Raw genomic sequence first — 18,124 nt, forward strand, 5'->3', positions numbered from 1 at the left:
AAAGAAGTTTTTATTTTATCCAAAGTCGGTAGGTAAACCTTTACCATTTCCGAAGAAATATCCCGTTTTATTATTTATTGTTAATAGGTAACTGCCGTCTGGACGATACAAGTTGAAATAACCTGCAACTTGACCAGCCATGAAACCGGAAGTCATTGTATGAATAGCGACTGGTAAAAGAATAAAATCATTACCTGAGATATAACCACGTTGACGTGCAATATTTAAGACTTTATCTCTGATACCTGGATTCCAAGTGAATGCTGGATCTTGAGGATTGAGATTTGCTTGGGGTTGAACACGCGCATTCGAATTATCCGGTGTGGCACCTGTTGGATTTTGGGCACCATCAGCTGTTACTGCTGCTGTAGATGAAGCTGCACCACCTTGAGCAGTATTTTTATCTGCTTGTTGTGCTGGCGTTCCTGCTGTTCCACTTGGTATTTCAGCAGAAGCAGATGTTCCTCCAGCTTGATCCGTGGTTTGATTCGCAGGTTGAGTAGCAGCATTATCATTACTTTGTGCAGCCTTCGCAGCTTGTTCTTCCTTAGCTTTAGCCTCTGATTGCTGTGTTTTCGCTAAGTTGATCGCTTGAGCCAATACTTTATTTAGCTTCTCATTTTCAGTCTTTGGCACTGCAGGTATGCTTACTGCCGCTTTTACTTGAGCTTCCTTATTAAGTTCGCCATCTACAATGGCTGATTGATTAAAAAGGGCGTTAACTTTTTCAACTGCTTTTATTTGTCCTTCGAGCGCATTTACCTTTGTTTCTGCAGTATCAAAATCGCTTCCTTTTAATGTTTTTAGCTTATTTTTCAAAGCTGACAATTGATCAAAGTTAGAATTCTTCAGTACTTGATGATCAGAGTCAGTAAAAAATTCATCGTAAGCCTTATTAAAAGCATTTAAGTTAGCTTTATTTTCCACAGCTGCTTGATTGGCCGCTTTTTCATTATTATTATGATTATAGAGAGCATAGCCTGCACCTCCTGCAGCCAAAAGGATCAGTGCACAAAGTCCAATAATCAAGGGTTTCTTATTTTTCTTTTTCTCTGGTTGCTCTTCTTGCGCAGATGCTTCAGGCTCAACTACTGGTGTAACAGGTAAGGGTGTTGGCACTGTTTCACCGGCCACTGGTGTTTTTTCTAGAGGAACAACGATTTCTTCTTGTGGAAGCTTGCCTTCATCAGTAGACGCGGCTTCTTGTTCCACACCATTGATATCTTCTTCAGTTTCTAGTGAATTTTCCAGATCCTCGTCAACAGTCGACACTGACTCTTCTGTAGGGCTTGTTTCCGCAACTTCTTCCTTTGAGGCAGGAACTTGATTGGAAAGCTCTGGGAAATCTTCTACTTGGCTCTCTGTTTCTTCCGCTTGATCAGCCGCACTTTCCTTCTCGGAAAGATTTACTGGAACAGGTATCACAGGAGGCACATCATCAGCAATTTCTACTTCATCAAACTCTGACTTATTCTTTTCTTTGAAGTTTGACTCCTTAGATGGAGCAACTGTTTCTGCTTCCTTACTATCAGTGCTATCAGTTTCCGAAGCTTGTGTCTCTGAAGCCTCAGCTGACTTTTCTTCAACTGAAGTCACTTCTTCTTCAGAATCACCATCCTCTTCTTGATCCATTTTCTTACGCTCAGTTTGGATATATTTTTCTAAAGCCTGATTTTTAACAGCTTCAATCTCTCCACGATGTTGACGAATGTATTTGTCAAGTACGCTTTCGCTTTCACTATTTTCTTTATCTACTCTTTGTGCTTTTTTTACAATTTCGCCTACAGTGAAATCTGAGACGTCGCCTAGTTTTAAGACTTTTTCGCCAGAATTTTTGATATTTTTATCTTTTTCTTCTGTCATTTAGATCTCCATAGCATTTGCTTATTTTTTTATTCTTTTTCCAAAATATTGATACAAGTCCGTACGCAGTGTTCCATTATAGAGTTTACGTTTTTTTGTTGCTTTCGCTCCGTAATGTGTTTCAAAAGCAATATCACTTGTCAGAATATATTTGCTCCAAGTTTCGAGTGGTGCAAAAGTAGCACCCATCTCTTTATAGAGCCCTGCAACTGAATCTTCATCTCCCAAACGTTCACCGTATGGAGGGTTTGATACAATAACCCCATCAAGGGCATCTGTATGAAAATCTTGCAGGCGCATCTGTTTATATTTTATCACATGGTCAAGTCCAGCTGCAAGTGCATTTCCTTTTGCAATTTCAATCATTCGACCATCGATATCGAAACCTTGAATATCAAGCTCTAAATCTTTGCGTACTGCTTGTTTTGCTGCTTGCCGTACTTCTTCAAAAACTTCTGGCTTCATCCATGACCACGCTTCACAGGCAAACTTGCGATTAAGACCGGGTGCCATATTAAGTGCCAACATCGCAGCTTCAATCGTAAATGTTCCTGAACCACATGTAGGGTCAACAAACATACGTTTTGGATTTGCTAGCCAGTTTGTCAACATAATGATCGCTGCTGCCATGTTTTCCTTTAATGGAGCATCGCCTTTTTCAACACGATAACCTCGTTTAAAGAGTGAATCACCGGTGGTATCAATCATTACCGTTGCATTATCTTTGTGAATCGCAATTTCAATGGAGAAACTTGCACCATTTTCTGGGATGGGTACACCTTCTGGACGATGATAGGCCTTTTGCAATTTCTTCACGATAGCTTTTTTCGTAATTCCTTGGACGCTAGGCTCATTATGTAAAGTTGATTTCACAGACTTTGCTTTACTTACAGGAAAAGCTGAGCCAAAGGGAATATAGTCTTCCCAATCCAGTGCATATACATTTTCAAAAAGCTCGTCAAAAGTACGCGCCTTAAACTCACCCACAACAATCTTTACACGATCTGCTGTACGTAGCCAGGTATTTGCTTGAGCAATCGTTTTTGTATTCCCTGTAAAAAAGACACGAGAGCGATCGTCAATCGTAACATTCTCGACTTCCATATTGCGTAATTCACGAGCCACTAAACTCTCAAGACCTGCTGCAGCAGTCGCCATCAGCTTAAAATTATTTTTCATTTATTCCTTTGTTTCTTTCTAAAAAAAGCTGGGACTAGCCCAGCGTGTCATACAGTTTTCTATAAGCCATGTTTTGTTCAGGTCTTACGACCGTCGATAACCATCTGTCTGGAGAAGAAAAACTTCCCCCTCGACCACGCCTTCATTTCGGCTAGTCAAGTGCCCCGACCATAAGTTTGGGTTGCTCGCTTGAGGGGTTTACCACGTTCCAATCTTACCGTTTCCAGTAAGCCTCGTCTCTTTGGCACTTTTACAGAATACTCATGCATATCAAAGACTTAGCACTTTCTTCAGCCGTTAGGCATGACACTCCTACCTTGGTTTATTGTTTCACCAAGCACAAACACTACGGGCATCGCAGCCCGTGCGAGCATGGACTTTCCTCATGATACCAAAGGTATCACGCAGTTATCCAAAAACTGTTTTTATTTTTCATTAAAATATGAAGGCAGCTTTAAGCTTCTTCACTTGAAGTACTTCCTGGACCAAAAACAGCTTGCTCCAAACGGTTGATACGTTTAAGAAGTTCAAAGTTACTTGGTTGCCCAATTTCTGTTTTTGGTTTATTGATTCGGCTTGAAACCACGCGGCTCATGTTATCCAAACGTTGTGTTTCTTCCAAGTTTGCCTGGTTAGGACGACTTGCTTGAGATTCAAGTTCCACGATTTTTTTCTTCAAAAACTCGTTTTCTTCTTGCAAGCGTAATACTTCTGCTTGAAAAGCTTCGTAATCTTGAATGACGTCATCGAGGAGCTCGTCAACTTCTTCTTTATCATAACCACGCATTTTTGTTCCAAAGTCAGCTTCATAGATATCTTTAGGTGTAAATTTAAATGTTGCCATATCGTCCTCTTTTATCATTTCATATCAAAGTTTTATCATCTTTTATCATAGCAGAATTTTTTTAATTTTTCAAGTCAACTATTGACTGGAAAATATCGGGAGAAATGGCTTGTTATACGTCTTTCAAAGCTAACTTAATCAAGGCTAAATCAAACAAATAATTTGCATCTACTCCTGAGCTTTTTATTTTATAATCAAGCTCGATGAGGGACAATGTAGCTTGCCCCAGAAAGCTTTCCTGCATGTTACGTACTTGCTGGTTTGCTAGTTTAACACGATAAGGGTGGATTTTAAGATGAGAAGTCTGTTTCTGCTCGCTCCAGCCTTTGTTTTGCATCAATTTCACCTGATAATAAAGTCGGAAGGAATTCGTCAAAATAACCAATATTTTGATTAATTCCTCACCTTGTAATGTCAAATCATGGACCAAATCACGTGCTTGCTCCACCTCATTCTTTAAAATTAAGTCGGTCAGTAAAAAGATATTATCTTGGAGAGACTTGGGAACAACTTTTTCCACATCCTCAAGAGTAGTCTCTCTTTCTCCCACATATGTTTTTAACAAGGACAGATTTTGTTTGATTACTGGAAAAGAAAAATTTGATTTTTCAAATACTCTTTGAAGAATATTGCCAGAAAGATCTGTATCTGCAAAAACTCGACTTAACTCTTGAGGTTTCAATTCCTGTGCTTCCAGCAAAGTCGCTTGGCTCTTCAGTTTTTTAGTGAGTTTAAGTCGACTGTCTAACTTTCCGTGCAAAATAAGAATCAACTGCGTCGTTTCAACTGGCTCATTCAAAAAATTTTCAAAACGCACTGTCTGTTTTTCATCAAAAACAGCTTTTTTTACTGTTGTAAGATTTGTGAGATTTTCTAAAATGACCAGCTTTTGCTCAACAAAGAAAGGCAAACTCTCTAGCTCTTCTAAGGCAAGTTTAGCATTGGCATTATTCAGGTCAAAATAGGCCTGTCCTAAGTCTGCATTGTCAAAATGAACATACTCTAGAATTCGACTTTTTAGTTCCTGTACAATGTCTTCTTCTTCACCATAAAGTACCAATATTTGAGGAAGACCTGCTTTTTTTATTTTTTCTAATTCATCAAAAGCGCTCATGCTTCATCAAACTCCTGTCCTTCTAAAAACTCTCCATCTTGGGTAACGAGAACTTTTCGTGGTGTTGTCCCCTTGGCTGGGCCTACGATACCTGCCGCCTCAAGTTCATTCATCAGATCGGAAGCGCGGTTGAAACCGACTTTAAGCGCACGTTGCAACTGGGCCGTCGAGGCTTTTTGAGCAGAAATAACCATATTACGCGCTTCTTCAAACAAGGGATCAGCTGAATTTGCTGGCGCTGCAGTTCCGCGGCTGCTATCTTCTTCAGCTTCACCAGGATCAAAGCTTTCATCATAGTCAGCTTGAGATTGATTTTTAATAAAATTCACGACCGACTCAACATCAGCATCTGATAAGAAGGCACCTTGCAAACGTACAGGATGATTTTCATCAATGGGTTTAAAGAGCATATCCCCACGTCCTAAAAGTTTCTCTGCACCGTTTGTATCAATAATTGTTCGAGAATCTGTCCCACTGGATACGGCGAAAGCGACACGTGAAGGCACGTTAGCCTTAATCAAGCCAGAGATGACATCAACGGATGGACGTTGTGTTGCTAAAATCATATGGATACCAGCTGCACGTGCTTTTTGACCAAGACGGATAATCGCGTCTTCAACTTCCTTGCTGGCTACCATCATCAAGTCAGAGAGCTCGTCGACAATAACGACAATCAATGGCAAGGTTTGATATTTTTCATTCGATTGTGCATTGTATTTTTCTATTTTTTCGTTATAGCCTGCAATATTACGCACACCTGCTTGACTAAAGAGCTCGTAGCGGTTTTCCATTTCATCTACCACCTTTTGTAAAGCACGTGATGCTTTACGTGGGTTGGTTACTACAGGAATAAGGAGATGAGGAATATCATTATAAACAGAAAGTTCAACCATTTTAGGGTCGACCATCAGGAATTTGACCTCACTCGGCAGAGCTTTCATCAGGATAGAGGTGATGATACCATTCACAGCAACCGACTTCCCTGAACCTGTAGAACCAGCTACAAGTAAGTGAGGCATACGTGTCATATCAAAAGTACGAATCGTACCATCTAAAGCTTTCCCTAAAGGCAACTCAAGCAAACTGTTTGTTTTTGGTTGGGCATTTTCCCAAAGTTCTCGGAAACCGACAGTCGCAACCTCACTGTTAGGAATTTCGATACCGATAAGGGATTTCCCAGGTATTGGTGCTTCAATACGAACATCCTTTGCTGCCAGAGCTAAAGCAAGATCATCTGATAAGTTGACAACACGAGATACTTTGACACCCGTAGCTAATTTAATTTCGTACTTGGTCACGGATGGACCTACAACAGCAGATTCAACTGTTGCCGCGATTTTGAAAGATTCCAATGTTCGCTCTAAAATTTGAATATTTTTTCGAACATTTTCTCGTTCACCCGCTTGGTTTTTTGTTGGAATTTCTTCCAATAAATCAATCGTCGGAAGTTGATAAAATTCATTGTCAACAGAACGCTCAAAGCTAATCGGCTCTTGGTCATCCTCTACTTCCTCTTGCGGTTGTATAGTCCCCATTTCTTTTGTAGGTGATACTGGCGTATCAGGAATAGCTATAGGGATTTCGGAAAAGTCGGAAGCTGTATTTTCTTCAAACAGGGGTTCGCTTGGGAGTGGAACTTCTTCTGCTTCCATCGCACGTAAGTTTCTTTCAGCTTCTTCTTGAGCTTTGGCTTTTTCTTCTAAGAGTGCTGCTGCTCGTTTTGCTTCAGCACGATCTGCCATACGCGTACGTGTTTCACTTATATTTCTTTTAAGAAAAATACGTAGGCGTGCAATCAAAGCGGGGGCCATAAAATACAGTGCGATAAGCCACAGAATTCCCACGATAATATAAACACCAATTACGGAAAAGAGGGCTTTGGCTGGTCCAAAAAATAAATCTCCTAAAAAACCACCACCCAGAAAATGCGTCACTTGTCCTTTTCTCAAATCAGACATGGCTAAAACTAAAGCATTTTTATTGGGAGAAAGGACATCATATCTCGCATGAAAAACAAGAAGAAGTCCAAAGAAAAAGAGAGCTAAGCCTGGTAAAAAGCGTTTATTTTCACGGAAGAAATCTTTTTTGAAAACCGTCATAAACATGACGAATAAAACGATTAATAAGAAAGTGATTGCTAATGATCCTACAGCCAGTCGAGTGACATTATATAAAAAGACACCAAATAAGCCCAAACGTGCTAAAGCAAATAAAATGACAATAAAGCTCCCAAAAAAAGCCGCCATTTTTTTATTAGCCGTCCAAAATTTAGTATTTGATTTTTTTGCTGGTGTTTTCTTTGCTGTTGAACGTTTCGCTTTTGGTTTTGATTTACTTTTTGTTGTTCTTTTTGCGGGCATGTTATTTCTCTGTTCTAAAACTTAATATTACTCTTTATTGTAACATTTTACAGGCTTATCTTTCAATACAGGCTTTTAAGACATTAAAAAGCCGAAAGCTTCTGCTTTCGACTTTTCTCTTACTTCATCATTTTACAACCATAACATTACATGGTGCATGGTTAACAACATAACTTGCAGTTGATCCCACAAGTACACGGTCAATAGCGCCTTTACCTGTTGAACCCATAACAATTAAGTCAATATCGTTTTCCTCAGCGAAATCAACAATCTCTTTTTTAGGAGAACCACTCACTTGGAAAGCTTTGTACTCAACTTTGTCACCAATAAGCTTTCCTGCTTCATCAAGGATTTCTGCTGATTGTTTTTCTGCTTCTTCCAGGACAGCTGGCATGATATAAGCGGTGCCATAAAGTTGTGCAACATCTTTAGCATGAACTACAAATAAAGATGCTTGATTTCTTTTAGAAATCTCAATTGCTTCTTGAATAGCCTGATTTGCTTGGTCAGATCCATCTACTGCGACTAAAATGTTTTTATAATTTTCTCTCATTGTAAACGCCTCCTTTTCTTTATTATAAGATAAATTCATATCAAAGTCCAATAAATAGTTTAAAATTTTCCTTTTTTATAACTTTTTTCTCATTGAATTGGTTTATATCCATATTATTTAACTTAATAAATCAACCATACCTGAATAACCGAGCTGTTTAGCATAGTCTAAGGCCGTTAAGTTATTGTTGTCACGTAATTCAGTATTCGCTTTATATCGCAAGAGGGTCTTCACGATTTCTTGATAGTGTGCTGATCCATCTCTCAATGCCACCGCCTCAATCAACGCTGTATATCCATAATTATTTTGATGATCAATATCCACTTGAGCGTCTTCCAGTAACATTTTTACATTTTCCAAATGTCCTTTTTCAGCTGCTGGAATCAAAGCATTCCCTCCAAAGCGGTTGTAGATTTTTTGATTAGGTTTACTGTGCGCCAAAATATACCGTAGGATTTCAGTTTTGCCTTGGGCTGCTGCATAAAGGTAAGGCGAATCTTGAATATGGTCTTGTAAGTTAACATCCGCGCCGTTATCTATCAAGAGTTGAGCTAAAGCAACATTATTTTCGTGTGTTGCGATAAGCAGAGGTGATTCTCCTTTTGCATTTCTTTCATTAATGTCTGATTGTCCTGCTTTAATACTTTTCTCAACTTCAGCTATACTCTTCTTTGCTGTTACAGCTTCGAGAATTTTCATCGTTTTAACCTCCTCTTTTTTCGAAATTACTTTCTCGTTTGTCGATGATTTCTTTTGTGGAGTCGACATCGTACTGCTTTGTTTAGTTTCACCTTCACTTGAACTTTTATTTTCTTGTGTAGAACATCCTGTTAATAAAAGCAAAGTTATTCCAGAGAGAATCAGATATTTTATCAAAACAACCACATCCTTTCGTTTCATTCTATGCTTATAAGCTCATCTTAACATTTCTCGTATACTATTTAAAAAATTCTGACTTATAACTTTAAAAGGTTTTTTTAAATATTCAAGTCTAGAAGAAAATTATTTAGAAAAAACATACTATTGTGATACAATGAACTTATGGAAAATATAAACGCTTACAAGGCTTTAGCCTTTTTTGATCTTGACGGTACCTTACTTAATGGACAGAGCCAGCTAGATACTGATGTCATCGATGCTATCCACGAAATCCGTCGAAATGGTGTACTTCCCTTCATTGCCACAGGGCGCGGGCATTTTGAGCTCGACAATATCATGGAAGCAACGGGTATCACCGGTGCTGTTGCTATGAATGGGCAATATATCGTTTTAGATGGCCAAACGATATATAAGGACCCTATTTCAGTTGAAAACATCGAAAAATTACACAGTTTAGCTATTGAACAAGACGAAGCCCTTGCCTTTTATGGAAAGGACGGCTATTGGGTAGACCGCCACACAAATTTTGTACATGAAGCATATTCCTATACACACATGCCACTTCCCAAGATTAATCCTGAAGGCTACAAGACCGAAGAAGTCAACATGCTTCTACTCCTAACGGATAAGCTGTCACAAGTGGATTATTACAAAGCTCACATGCCCGAACTTAATTTCTTTATGAATGCTCCTACTTCTATCGATATTACAAACATCTCGACCAATAAAGGTACTGGGATTACGCATGTGAAGGACGTCCTCAACTTTAAAGGAGAAACTTATGCATTCGGCGATGGACGAAATGACCTTCATCTTTTAGCCGCTGCAGACCACGGTACAGCCATGGGAAATGCGGTACCTGAACTCAAAGAAATCGCTGATTTTATCAGCAGTAAAAATACAGAAAACGGCATTGTGAATGCCTTTAAACATTGGAACTTTATTTAGACACCAAAAAAGCAGAGCGTCCTCTAGACACACTGCTTTTTTTATTTTCTTATTTTATCGGGTCAAATCAATCCGCTTGCTTAACTTATCCATAATAATTGCACCAATAAGCAAACTTGCAAATTCTCCCACAGCTAATGTAAACCAGGTCCAGAAGAAAGGCATTCCGAAAAGAAAATGCATTTCCAAAGCGATAGTTACCATACTGATTGAGAAAAATATTGCAAAGTAGAAAAAGGCTTTATTGAGCTGACCATTGAAAAAATACTGTTTCATATAGCGTTCAAAAAGTAGCACTCCTAGAGTCAAGAAGATAAGCGTTGACAGACCACCCACGATAACGTCCACCCAAGTAAAGCTGAGGAAGTTTGAAATCATGCATCCAATAGTTACAGCAGCAATATATTTTTTATTAAAGAAAGCTGTAAAATTGAGCATTTCTGAAATCCTAAATTGCATAGGACCATATGAAATAGCATTGAGTGGTGGAGTCATCGTAAGGACAACATAAAGCGCAGCAACTATGGCAATCGTTACCATGTCGTAAACAGTAGATTTTTTCAATTTTTTCTCCTTTAGTGGCTGAATACCACGTGTAATATGCTCAGGCAAAGGTTAAAAGTCCTGAGGGTTGCTGATAATTTGCAACTTTTATATTATATCAATTTTCTGGAAGAATGAAAAGACTTCTATGAGGATATAAAAAAAGCTCAATCCTAAAGAATAAGCTTTTATTTTATCGTCCATCCACCATCGATAGGCACAACTGCACCCGCTAAATAAGAACTTTCTGGACTGGCTAAGAAAAGAGTCAAATCTGCAACTTCTTGTGGCTTCGCCCAACGTTTTGCTGGGGTTTCTTCTGCTACCCACTTTGCCATTTCCCCATTATTTTCGGTAAAATCTTTGGCGTTCATGGGTGTATCAATGGCTCCGGGAGCTATTCCTGCCACTTGGATGCCATGTTGTGCTTCATCTAAAGCCAACTGCTTAGTCAAACCGACAATAGCATGCTTGCTTGCAGTATAGGCAATGCCTCCGCCACCAGCAACTAAACCAGCAACTGAAGCCATATTGATAATCACACCGGATTTTTTTTGTTTCATTTGTGGCAAAAAAGTCGAAGTCATGAGAAACATACTGTCAAGATTAGTTGCTAGGATTTTTTTCCAAAGTGAAAAGTCCGTGTCTTCCATTGTTCGATAGTCATCGAGCTGACCTGCTGTATTGAGCAAGATATCAATTTCACCTACCTGTGCGGCTAATTGTGCTACCTTTTCAGCAGAGGAAACATCGCAGACGATAGTCCTAAAATCTGCCGTGAATTCTTGTAAGTCCACGCCAATAACTTCTGCACCTGCTTGCATAAAAGCCTGAGCTTGTGCTTGACCAATACCGCTGGCAGCACCCGTCACTAAAACCTTTTTCCCTTTAAACTTCTGATTAGTCATTCACTAAAATCCAGTCTGTCGCTAAGACATCACAAGGTGTTGGCGCCCACATACTAAAGCCTTCCCCTTCTCCTCTTACATTGATAAGAAAATAAGGTGTAACTTGCAACTTTTCTCCATTATCAAGTGTAATACTGTCATACAAGGCAACATAGTTTTCTGCGCCTCCCCAGCCAGTGCGAACAATTTTTTTACCAGCTTTTAGCTGTGGAAGAATTTCTTCAAATGTCATCTTTAATTCCTTTCTGAAACTGCATATTTCTTCTTATATTTGTAGTGCTTTAATTTTAACATTTTGTTCTTAATTTTGTCATTTTTTGTCTCGGCTTGACAAGAGTCCTTGCTTCAACTAGAATGAAGCTATGAAAAATACAGAAAATCACCAAAAAATCGTCATCATCACCGGTGCATCAAATGGCATGGGTTATGAAGCTGCTAAAACCTTTGCCCAACGTGGCTGGCAGGTTTACGCTGGCGCACGTCGTGTTGAAAAAATCCCCACTGATGCGGGGATTATTGCACGGAAACTTGATGTTACGGATAGCAAAAGCAATCAAGACTTTGTCAAACATGTCATCGATAAGGCAGGACGAATCGATGTGCTGATCAATAATGCTGGCTATGGCGAGTATGGCCCAGCTGAAGAAATTCCCATGGAAAATGTCCGCAAGCAATTTGAGACAAATTTCTTTGGTGCTGTAGAATTGACACAGTTGGTCCTTCCCATCATGCGCCAACAACGCTTTGGACGAATCGTGAACATTTCAAGTATCGGTGGTGATGTCTACATGCCTCTAGGTGCTTTTTATCATGCAACAAAAGCAGCGCTGCAACAATGGTCGGATGTACTAGATACAGAAGTTAAAGCTTTTGGCATTCGGTCTATCGTTGTACAACCAGGCGGTACTGCTTCCAACTGGAGTACCATCGCTATGGAAAATGCTGAAAAAAATCTTCAGCCAGATAGCCCCTACCAACCTTTAGTTCAAACTGTACGTGCAGCGCTCAGTGGCAACTTTGGAAGTTCCGCTACTTCGGCGGATTTGGCTCAGGTTTTTTATAAAGCAGCAACGGATAATAAAGCAAAGTCCCGTTATTACAACTCTTTGCTGGACCGTGTGATGGTGCATACGGCACGTGCGCATCCTAAACTTTATATCAAATTTTTTAATCTAGGTTTGAAGCAAATGGGCAAACGTAAAAAATAAAAAGAGAGAGCAAGGAATGCTCTCTCTTTTTTTATTAGCCAATTAATGATCCGGCAGGTACATCCGCAGGTGCTTCAAGCACGCGCAACTTGCCATCAAATTCAGCAGAGAGAATCATCCCTTGACTGACATATTTCTTCATCATTTTACGTGGTTTTAAGTTGGCCACGATTTGCAGTTTTTTACCGACGAATTCTTGTTCGTTAGGATAAAATTCAGCAATTCCTGACAAGATTTGGCGTGGTTCTTCATCACCTGCATCTAACTTGAAGCGAAGCAAACGATCTGAACCTTCCACACGGCTAACTTCCAAAACTTCAGCAACCTTCAACTCAATCTTTTCAAAGTCATCAAACTTAATTTCTGGGAGAGTTAGGTTGAGTTTTACATCCTCAGGTACCCATTCTTTTTCAGGAAGCTTTCCACCAGCCATCTGTAACTTGATGTAGTCTACTTCTTCTTCCTTATCCAAACGTGGGAAGACAGGTTCACCTTTTTCTACCACTTTATTCGTAAATTCATAACCGAAAGCTAAATCTTCTAAGGAGAACTCTTCCTCAGTTAAGCCGAGTTGAGCAAAAATTTTCTTACTTGTCGCACGCATGAAAGGTTGCAAGAGTGCCGCAACAACACGAAGATTTTCTGCTAAATGATAAAGCACATTATTCAGCTTGTCTTTGTCATCTTCTGATTTGGCAAGGACCCACGGCGCTGTTTCATCGATGTATTTATTTGTACGTGAGATAAGAACCCAAACTTCATTTAAAGCAACGTTGAATTCAAACTTATCCATGGCTGTATGGAATTTTTCCAAAGTTTCAGCAAGAACTGTTTCCAAGGCAGCATCGAATTCTGTTGTTTCATCATTCTTAACCAGAACGCCACCATTGTATTTGTTGACCATAGCGACTGTACGATTGAGCAAGTTTCCGAGGTCATTTGCCAAATCATAGTTGATACGGTCAATAAAGTCTTCTGGTGAGAAGACACCGTCAGAACCAAAAGGCAATGCGCGCATGAGGTAATAGCGTACAGGGTCTAAACCATAGCGATTCACCAACATGTCCGGATAAACCACATTTCCTTTAGATTTCGACATTTTACCGTCTTTCATCACCAACCAACCGTGACCAAAGACTTGCTTAGGTGGTTGCATCCCCAAAGCGTGGAGCATGATTGGCCAGTAGATAGTGTGGAAACGCACGATTTCTTTGCCGACCATATTCACACCCGGCCAGAATTTATCCAGTTTGCTGGTATCCTCTGAACCATAGCCTAAAGCAGTTACATAGTTAAGCAAGGCATCAAGCCAAACATAAACCACGTGTTTCGGATTAGACTTCACAGGAATACCCCAAGTGAAGGTTGTACGGCTCACCGCCAAGTCTTCCAGGCCTGGTTTGATAAAATTATTTACCATTTCATTTTTACGAATCTCAGGTTGGATGAAATCTGGATGTGACTCGTAATAACTTAAGAGCCAGTCCGCATACTTACTCATACGGAAGAAATACGACTCTTCTTCGACCCATTCTACTTCGTGACCAGATGGTGCTTTACCACCAATAACTTTGCCGTCCGCATCATGGTAAACTTCTTCCAACTGTGTCTCCGTAAAGAACTCTTCATCCGAAACAGAATACCAACCCGCATATTTATCCAAATAGATATCATCTTGTGCCAAAAGTTGTTCAAAAGCTTTTTGAACGGCTTCTTCATGATATTTATCTGTTGTACGGATAAATTTGTCATAAGAAATGTCCAACATTTTCCACAGTTCTTTAACATCTTCTGCCATTGGGTCCAAATATTCTTTGGGCGTCATTCCCAACTCTTCAGCCTTACGTTGAATTTTCATACCGTGTTCATCAAGGCCTGTTAAATAAAAGGTGTCAAAGCCCATCAAACGTTTGTAACGTGCCAGAACATCACAAGCAATCGTTGTGTAGCTTGAACCGAGATGTAATTTCCCTGAGGGATAATAAATCGGCGTTGTGATGTAGAAGTTTTTGTTTTCAGTCATTTTTTTCTCCTAATTCATGGCCTAATGAAAGCCACTTGATTAGTATTTTTTCAATTGTAGATTGAAAAAAGCCTTGTTTCTATTATAGCATATCCTTTTCAAGTAAATCTTATTCTAAATAAGATTTACTGATTTTTCGCTAAAATAAATTTACTCTCAGTTTCCCGTGTTATTTGCCAATCGATAAGGTATGTTATAATTAACCTAATAAAGACAAAAGGATTTTATTATGACTTACAAATTTATCTCATGGAATATTGATTCGCTAAATGCAGCATTGACTGGAACCAGTGTTCGTGCGGCTCTATCAATGGCTGTAGTTGAACAACTTGCCTCTTCTGAAGCAGATGTTATCGCTATTCAAGAAACAAAGCTCAATGGCGACCTCAAAAAAACAAACAAGGTGTTCGAGGTTTTAGCTAGCCATTTCTCAGAATATGAAATTGTTCACCGTATCAGTACCCCCCCTGCGCGTAAAGGTTACTCAGGAACGATGTTCCTTTATAAGAAAAGTTTACCTGAGCCAATCATCACCATGCCCGAGATTGGAGCGCCAGAACCCATGGATAGCGAAGGTCGTATCATCACCTTAGAGTTCCCTGAGTTTTTCATCACAACAGTCTACACACCAAACGCTGGTGATGGTCTTAACCGTTTGGACTTACGTGGTCAATGGGATGATCAATATCGCGCCTACTTACAAATGCTTGACCTCCAAAAACCCGTCTTAGCATGTGGTGATTTTAATGCTGCTTACACAGAAATCGACCTTGCCAATCCTAAAGGTAACCGTAACTCTGCTGGCTTTACCGATCAAGAACGCGAGAAGTTTGGTCTCTTGCTAGATGCTGGATTCACAGACAGCTTCCGCAAAATACATGGCAATGTCGAAAGTTACTATGCGCCAGAACGTAGTATCTATACTTGGTTTGCTCAACGTTCTCGGACAGCGAAAATCAATAATTCTGGTTGGAGAATCGATTATTGGCTTGTTTCTGACCGCTTAGCTGATAAAATTACACGGGCAGAACCTCTTGATTCTGGTGCTCGCCAAGACCATGTACCCATCGTTTTAGAAATCAACATTTAAAAAAGCACGACTTATGTCGTGCTTTTATCTCCCTTATTGCGCGAGCTCTTGATACGCTTCTTCTTTAAAGCCTATCAAGACAATATTATCATCTTTAACAATCAGTGGGCGCTTAACCAGCATCCCATTAGAAGCTAAGAGTTCGGCTGCTTCGTGCGCACTCAAGTCTGCTAACTTATCTTTTAAGCCCATCTCACGATAAACCAAACCACTGGTGTTAAAAAATTTTTTAACAGATACATCTGCAAACCATTTTTCAAACTGCTCAGCTGTTGGTGGGTTCTGCTTGATATCGATAGCATTATAATCAATACCTAAATTTTCCAAAGTTGCTTTTGCCTTACGGCAAGTAGAACATTTGGGGTATTCGTAAAAGTCGTACATTTGTCATCCTCCCTTGTGCTCTATTTTAACAAAAACTAGGGCAAAGCTGCTTAGTTTTATTACTTTTAAAGGGGGATGTAATTTTAAAGAAAATAAAGATTATGTTAAAATAAGATAAGAATATAAATTAAGGAGATAATTTTATGATTTGGTCACTTATTGTTGGTGCACTTATTGGTATGGCTGCTGGAGCAATCACGTCAAAAGGCTCAAGTATGGGCTGTATTGCAAACATTGTTGCAGGACTTTTAGGGTCATTTGTCGGACAAAAACTCCTAGGAAATTGGGGACCGCAATTGGCTGGTATGTCTTTGATTCCTTCAATCGTTGGGGCAATCATTGTCGTACTTGTAGCTTCCGCATTATTCGGTAAAAAGGATAATTAAAACGTTCATAGAGCGTTTTTTTTTACAAAAAAACAAGCAATTGTCCCATGCTTGTATAATATTAATATTTTCTAAAACGTTGGTAGCGGCTTTCTTGAAGTTCTTCTTCTGAAAGCTGGGCTAAACTGTTGAGTTCTTTTTCAATAATCGTTTTCAAGTTTTCCATAAGGTTTTCTTCTTGAACAACACCCTCAACGATACCCATTGCCAGCTGATCTTCAGCTTTTATTTTCATCAAATCAGCTGCTTCATCACGACGTGAGCCATCTTTCCACAAGATTGTCGCAAAGCCTTCTGGTGAAAGTACTGAGTACATTGCATTTTCCAACATATATACCTTATTTGCGACTGCTAAAGCTAAAGCTCCGCCAGATCCACCCTCCCCAGTGATGAAAGTTAAAACTGGGACTTTCAAGTCGGACATCTCAAAAAGGTTTCGCGCAATTGCTTCACCCTGCCCTCGTTCTTCAGCTTCAATCCCGGGATAAGCTCCCGCTGTATTCACAAAGGTAATGATTGGCCGCTTAAACTTTTCTGCTTGTTTCATTAGGCGTAAAGCTTTTCGATAACCATTAGGACTTGGTTGACCAAAGTTTGTGGCTAAATTTTCTTCAAGATTTTTCCCTTTTTGGATTCCAATGACGGTCACAGCCTTATCTTGAAAATTCGCGATTCCTCCAACAATAGCTTCGTCATCTGTAAACTGTCGATCCCCGTGAAGTTCAAAAAAGTCCGTAAAAATTTCTGAAATAATTTCCCGTACTGAGACGCGGTCGTTAGCACGTGCTTTGTTAATAATTTCTGCTATATCAGACATTTTTTACACCTCCGTGAAATTTCAAAAGTAAGGCTAATTTCTCACGCATCTCTTGACGCTTAACTATAGCATCGACAAAGCCATGTTTCAGCAGAAATTCTGCTTTTTGGAAGTCATCAGGTAGCGTTTGACGCACTGTCTGTTCAATCACACGTCGGCCTGCAAAACCAATCAAAGATTGTGGCTCAGCCAAAATAATATCGCCAAGCATGGCAAAAGAAGCTGTGACTCCGCCTGTTGTTGGATCTGTTAACACTGTAATGTAGAGCAAACCGGCATTAGAATGTTTCTTGACAGCTGCTGAGATTTTCGCCATCTGCATCAAAGACATAATTCCTTCTTGCATACGTGCGCCACCCGAAGCCGTAAAAATAACCACCGGAAGTTGTTCAGCAGTCGCCATTTCAAAAAGTCGAGTGATTTTCTCACCAACAACAGTCCCCATAGAAGCCATAATAAAGGTTGAATCCATGATTGCTAAAGCAACTTTTTGCCCTTTAATCATCGCTGTACCAGTCATCACAGCTTCATCAAGCCCTGTCTTTTCCTTGGTCACCGCAAGCTTTTCAACATAGTTTGGGAAGTCCAAAGGATTTTTGCTTTCAATTCCAGTGAACATTTCTGTAAATGAATCTGAATCAACTAAAAGCTTCAAACGTTCTGGCGCAGTGATACGAAAGTTGTAACTACAATGCGGACAGATTTTACTTGCCCCAAGGTCTTGACTATAAATACTGTGTTTACAAGCCGGACATTTAGCAAAAAGTTCGTCAGGTACTTCTGGTTTCGTCATTTCCCCCTGAACAGTTGAGCGATTAGGGTTAATTTTAATATATTTTTTCTTTTGAAAGAGAGCCAATTATTTCTCCTTTTTATCAAAATTTTTTACATCTTGATAGTGAACGTCTCTCAGTAGATTTCTGTCTACTTACGTCCTTTTTATTTTAATTGTCTAATTATATAATTATACACGCAAAAATTTAATTCGTCAAGAACTAGATAAGTGTCCAAAAACGACTAAATCA

The 18,124-nt window shown here is 39.5% G+C and carries 18 protein-coding genes, 1 other RNA gene and 1 riboswitch; of the genes, 4 read left to right on the forward strand and 15 right to left on the reverse strand.

Annotated elements, in window-relative coordinates; genetic code table 11:
• Window positions 1-15 precede the first annotated feature (15 nt).
• The 8 genes from KJS37_RS00455 to KJS37_RS00490 all read right to left on the reverse strand — a co-directional run bounded on the left by KJS37_RS00455 (window position 16) and on the right by KJS37_RS00490 (window position 8,813).
• Window positions 16-1,863 carry a cell division site-positioning protein MapZ family protein gene (locus KJS37_RS00455; protein WP_213495404.1) on the reverse strand — a complete coding sequence of 616 codons (1,848 nt, stop codon included), beginning with the start codon at window positions 1,861-1,863 and terminating at the stop codon, window positions 16-18.
• Between the two features lie 21 nt (window positions 1,864-1,884).
• On the reverse strand, window positions 1,885-3,042 hold the full coding sequence (locus tag KJS37_RS00460; RefSeq protein WP_213495406.1) for a THUMP domain-containing class I SAM-dependent RNA methyltransferase: 1,158 nt from the start codon (window positions 3,040-3,042) through the stop codon (window positions 1,885-1,887).
• Window positions 3,043-3,099: 57 nt separating this feature from the next.
• Window positions 3,100-3,462: RNase P RNA component class B (gene rnpB / locus KJS37_RS00465), an RNA gene on the reverse strand.
• 34 nt (window positions 3,463-3,496) lie between these two features.
• A complete protein-coding gene (locus KJS37_RS00470) occupies window positions 3,497-3,886 on the reverse strand; it encodes a cell division regulator GpsB (RefSeq protein ID WP_019293775.1) in 390 nt (129 codons plus the stop codon).
• Window positions 3,887-3,998: 112 nt separating this feature from the next.
• Window positions 3,999-5,000, reverse strand: a complete 1,002-nt coding sequence (gene holA, locus KJS37_RS00475; RefSeq protein WP_213495408.1) for a DNA polymerase III subunit delta — start codon at window positions 4,998-5,000, stop codon at window positions 3,999-4,001.
• Window positions 4,997-7,360, reverse strand: a complete 2,364-nt coding sequence (locus KJS37_RS00480; protein ID WP_213495410.1) for a DNA translocase FtsK — start codon at window positions 7,358-7,360, stop codon at window positions 4,997-4,999. The genes holA and KJS37_RS00480 overlap by 4 nt, the downstream gene beginning before the upstream one ends.
• A 127-nt stretch (window positions 7,361-7,487) precedes the next feature.
• Window positions 7,488-7,913 carry a universal stress protein gene (locus KJS37_RS00485; RefSeq protein ID WP_004258727.1) on the reverse strand — a complete coding sequence of 142 codons (426 nt, stop codon included), beginning with the start codon at window positions 7,911-7,913 and terminating at the stop codon, window positions 7,488-7,490.
• Between the two features lie 117 nt (window positions 7,914-8,030).
• Window positions 8,031-8,813 carry an ankyrin repeat domain-containing protein gene (locus KJS37_RS00490; protein ID WP_213495412.1) on the reverse strand — a complete coding sequence of 261 codons (783 nt, stop codon included), beginning with the start codon at window positions 8,811-8,813 and terminating at the stop codon, window positions 8,031-8,033.
• Between the two features lie 141 nt (window positions 8,814-8,954).
• Between KJS37_RS00490 and KJS37_RS00495 the strand changes: the two genes are divergently transcribed.
• Complete coding sequence (locus tag KJS37_RS00495; protein WP_165714383.1) at window positions 8,955-9,740, forward strand: Cof-type HAD-IIB family hydrolase; 786 nt, start codon at window positions 8,955-8,957, stop codon at window positions 9,738-9,740.
• 54 nt (window positions 9,741-9,794) lie between these two features.
• Here KJS37_RS00495 and KJS37_RS00500 read toward each other — a convergent pair whose 3' ends face one another.
• The 3 genes from KJS37_RS00500 to KJS37_RS00510 form a co-directional block, all read right to left on the reverse strand.
• Window positions 9,795-10,304 carry a QueT transporter family protein gene (locus KJS37_RS00500; protein WP_096368547.1) on the reverse strand — a complete coding sequence of 170 codons (510 nt, stop codon included), beginning with the start codon at window positions 10,302-10,304 and terminating at the stop codon, window positions 9,795-9,797.
• Window positions 10,303-10,406: riboswitch (PreQ1 riboswitch) on the reverse strand. Its footprint overlaps the gene before it by 2 nt.
• A gap of 65 nt (window positions 10,407-10,471) precedes the next feature.
• The gene (locus KJS37_RS00505; RefSeq protein WP_017368960.1) at window positions 10,472-11,191 is read right to left on the reverse strand and encodes a 3-oxoacyl-ACP reductase; all 720 of its coding nucleotides are present in this window, start codon (window positions 11,189-11,191) and stop codon (window positions 10,472-10,474) included.
• Window positions 11,184-11,423: a DUF2829 domain-containing protein gene (locus KJS37_RS00510; RefSeq protein WP_096368548.1), complete on the reverse strand. Its 240-nt coding sequence runs from the start codon at window positions 11,421-11,423 to the stop codon at window positions 11,184-11,186. The genes KJS37_RS00505 and KJS37_RS00510 overlap by 8 nt, the downstream gene beginning before the upstream one ends.
• 130 nt (window positions 11,424-11,553) lie before the next feature.
• On the opposite strand from KJS37_RS00510, the gene KJS37_RS00515 reads away from it, so the two are divergent.
• Window positions 11,554-12,399: an SDR family NAD(P)-dependent oxidoreductase gene (locus KJS37_RS00515; RefSeq protein WP_213495414.1), complete on the forward strand. Its 846-nt coding sequence runs from the start codon at window positions 11,554-11,556 to the stop codon at window positions 12,397-12,399.
• 34 nt (window positions 12,400-12,433) lie between these two features.
• Here KJS37_RS00515 and metG read toward each other — a convergent pair whose 3' ends face one another.
• Complete coding sequence (gene metG / locus KJS37_RS00520) at window positions 12,434-14,422, reverse strand: methionine--tRNA ligase (protein ID WP_213495416.1); 1,989 nt, start codon at window positions 14,420-14,422, stop codon at window positions 12,434-12,436.
• A 229-nt stretch (window positions 14,423-14,651) separates the two neighbouring features.
• On the opposite strand from metG, the gene KJS37_RS00525 reads away from it, so the two are divergent.
• Window positions 14,652-15,512 (forward strand): exodeoxyribonuclease III, encoded by an 861-nt coding sequence (locus KJS37_RS00525; RefSeq protein WP_165711354.1) that lies wholly within the window; start codon window positions 14,652-14,654, stop codon window positions 15,510-15,512.
• Window positions 15,513-15,545: 33 nt separating this feature from the next.
• On the opposite strand, the gene KJS37_RS00530 is transcribed toward KJS37_RS00525, so the two are convergent.
• Window positions 15,546-15,896 carry an arsenate reductase family protein gene (locus tag KJS37_RS00530; RefSeq protein WP_213495419.1) on the reverse strand — a complete coding sequence of 117 codons (351 nt, stop codon included), beginning with the start codon at window positions 15,894-15,896 and terminating at the stop codon, window positions 15,546-15,548.
• Window positions 15,897-16,039: 143 nt separating this feature from the next.
• Between KJS37_RS00530 and KJS37_RS00535 the strand changes: the two genes are divergently transcribed.
• Window positions 16,040-16,282, forward strand: coding sequence for a GlsB/YeaQ/YmgE family stress response membrane protein (locus KJS37_RS00535; protein WP_017368954.1), 243 nt, complete (start codon window positions 16,040-16,042; stop codon window positions 16,280-16,282).
• Window positions 16,283-16,343: 61 nt separating this feature from the next.
• On the opposite strand, the gene accA is transcribed toward KJS37_RS00535, so the two are convergent.
• Both accA and accD read right to left on the reverse strand, forming a co-directional pair.
• On the reverse strand, window positions 16,344-17,099 hold the full coding sequence (gene accA, locus KJS37_RS00540; protein WP_213495421.1) for an acetyl-CoA carboxylase carboxyl transferase subunit alpha: 756 nt from the start codon (window positions 17,097-17,099) through the stop codon (window positions 16,344-16,346).
• Complete coding sequence (accD, locus tag KJS37_RS00545; protein ID WP_017368952.1) at window positions 17,092-17,958, reverse strand: acetyl-CoA carboxylase, carboxyltransferase subunit beta; 867 nt, start codon at window positions 17,956-17,958, stop codon at window positions 17,092-17,094. The genes accA and accD overlap by 8 nt, the downstream gene beginning before the upstream one ends.
• Window positions 17,959-18,124: the final 166 nt, after the last annotated feature.

This window comes from Lactococcus formosensis (assembly GCF_018403745.1).
Classification (GTDB): Bacteria; Bacillota; Bacilli; order Lactobacillales; family Streptococcaceae; genus Lactococcus; species Lactococcus formosensis.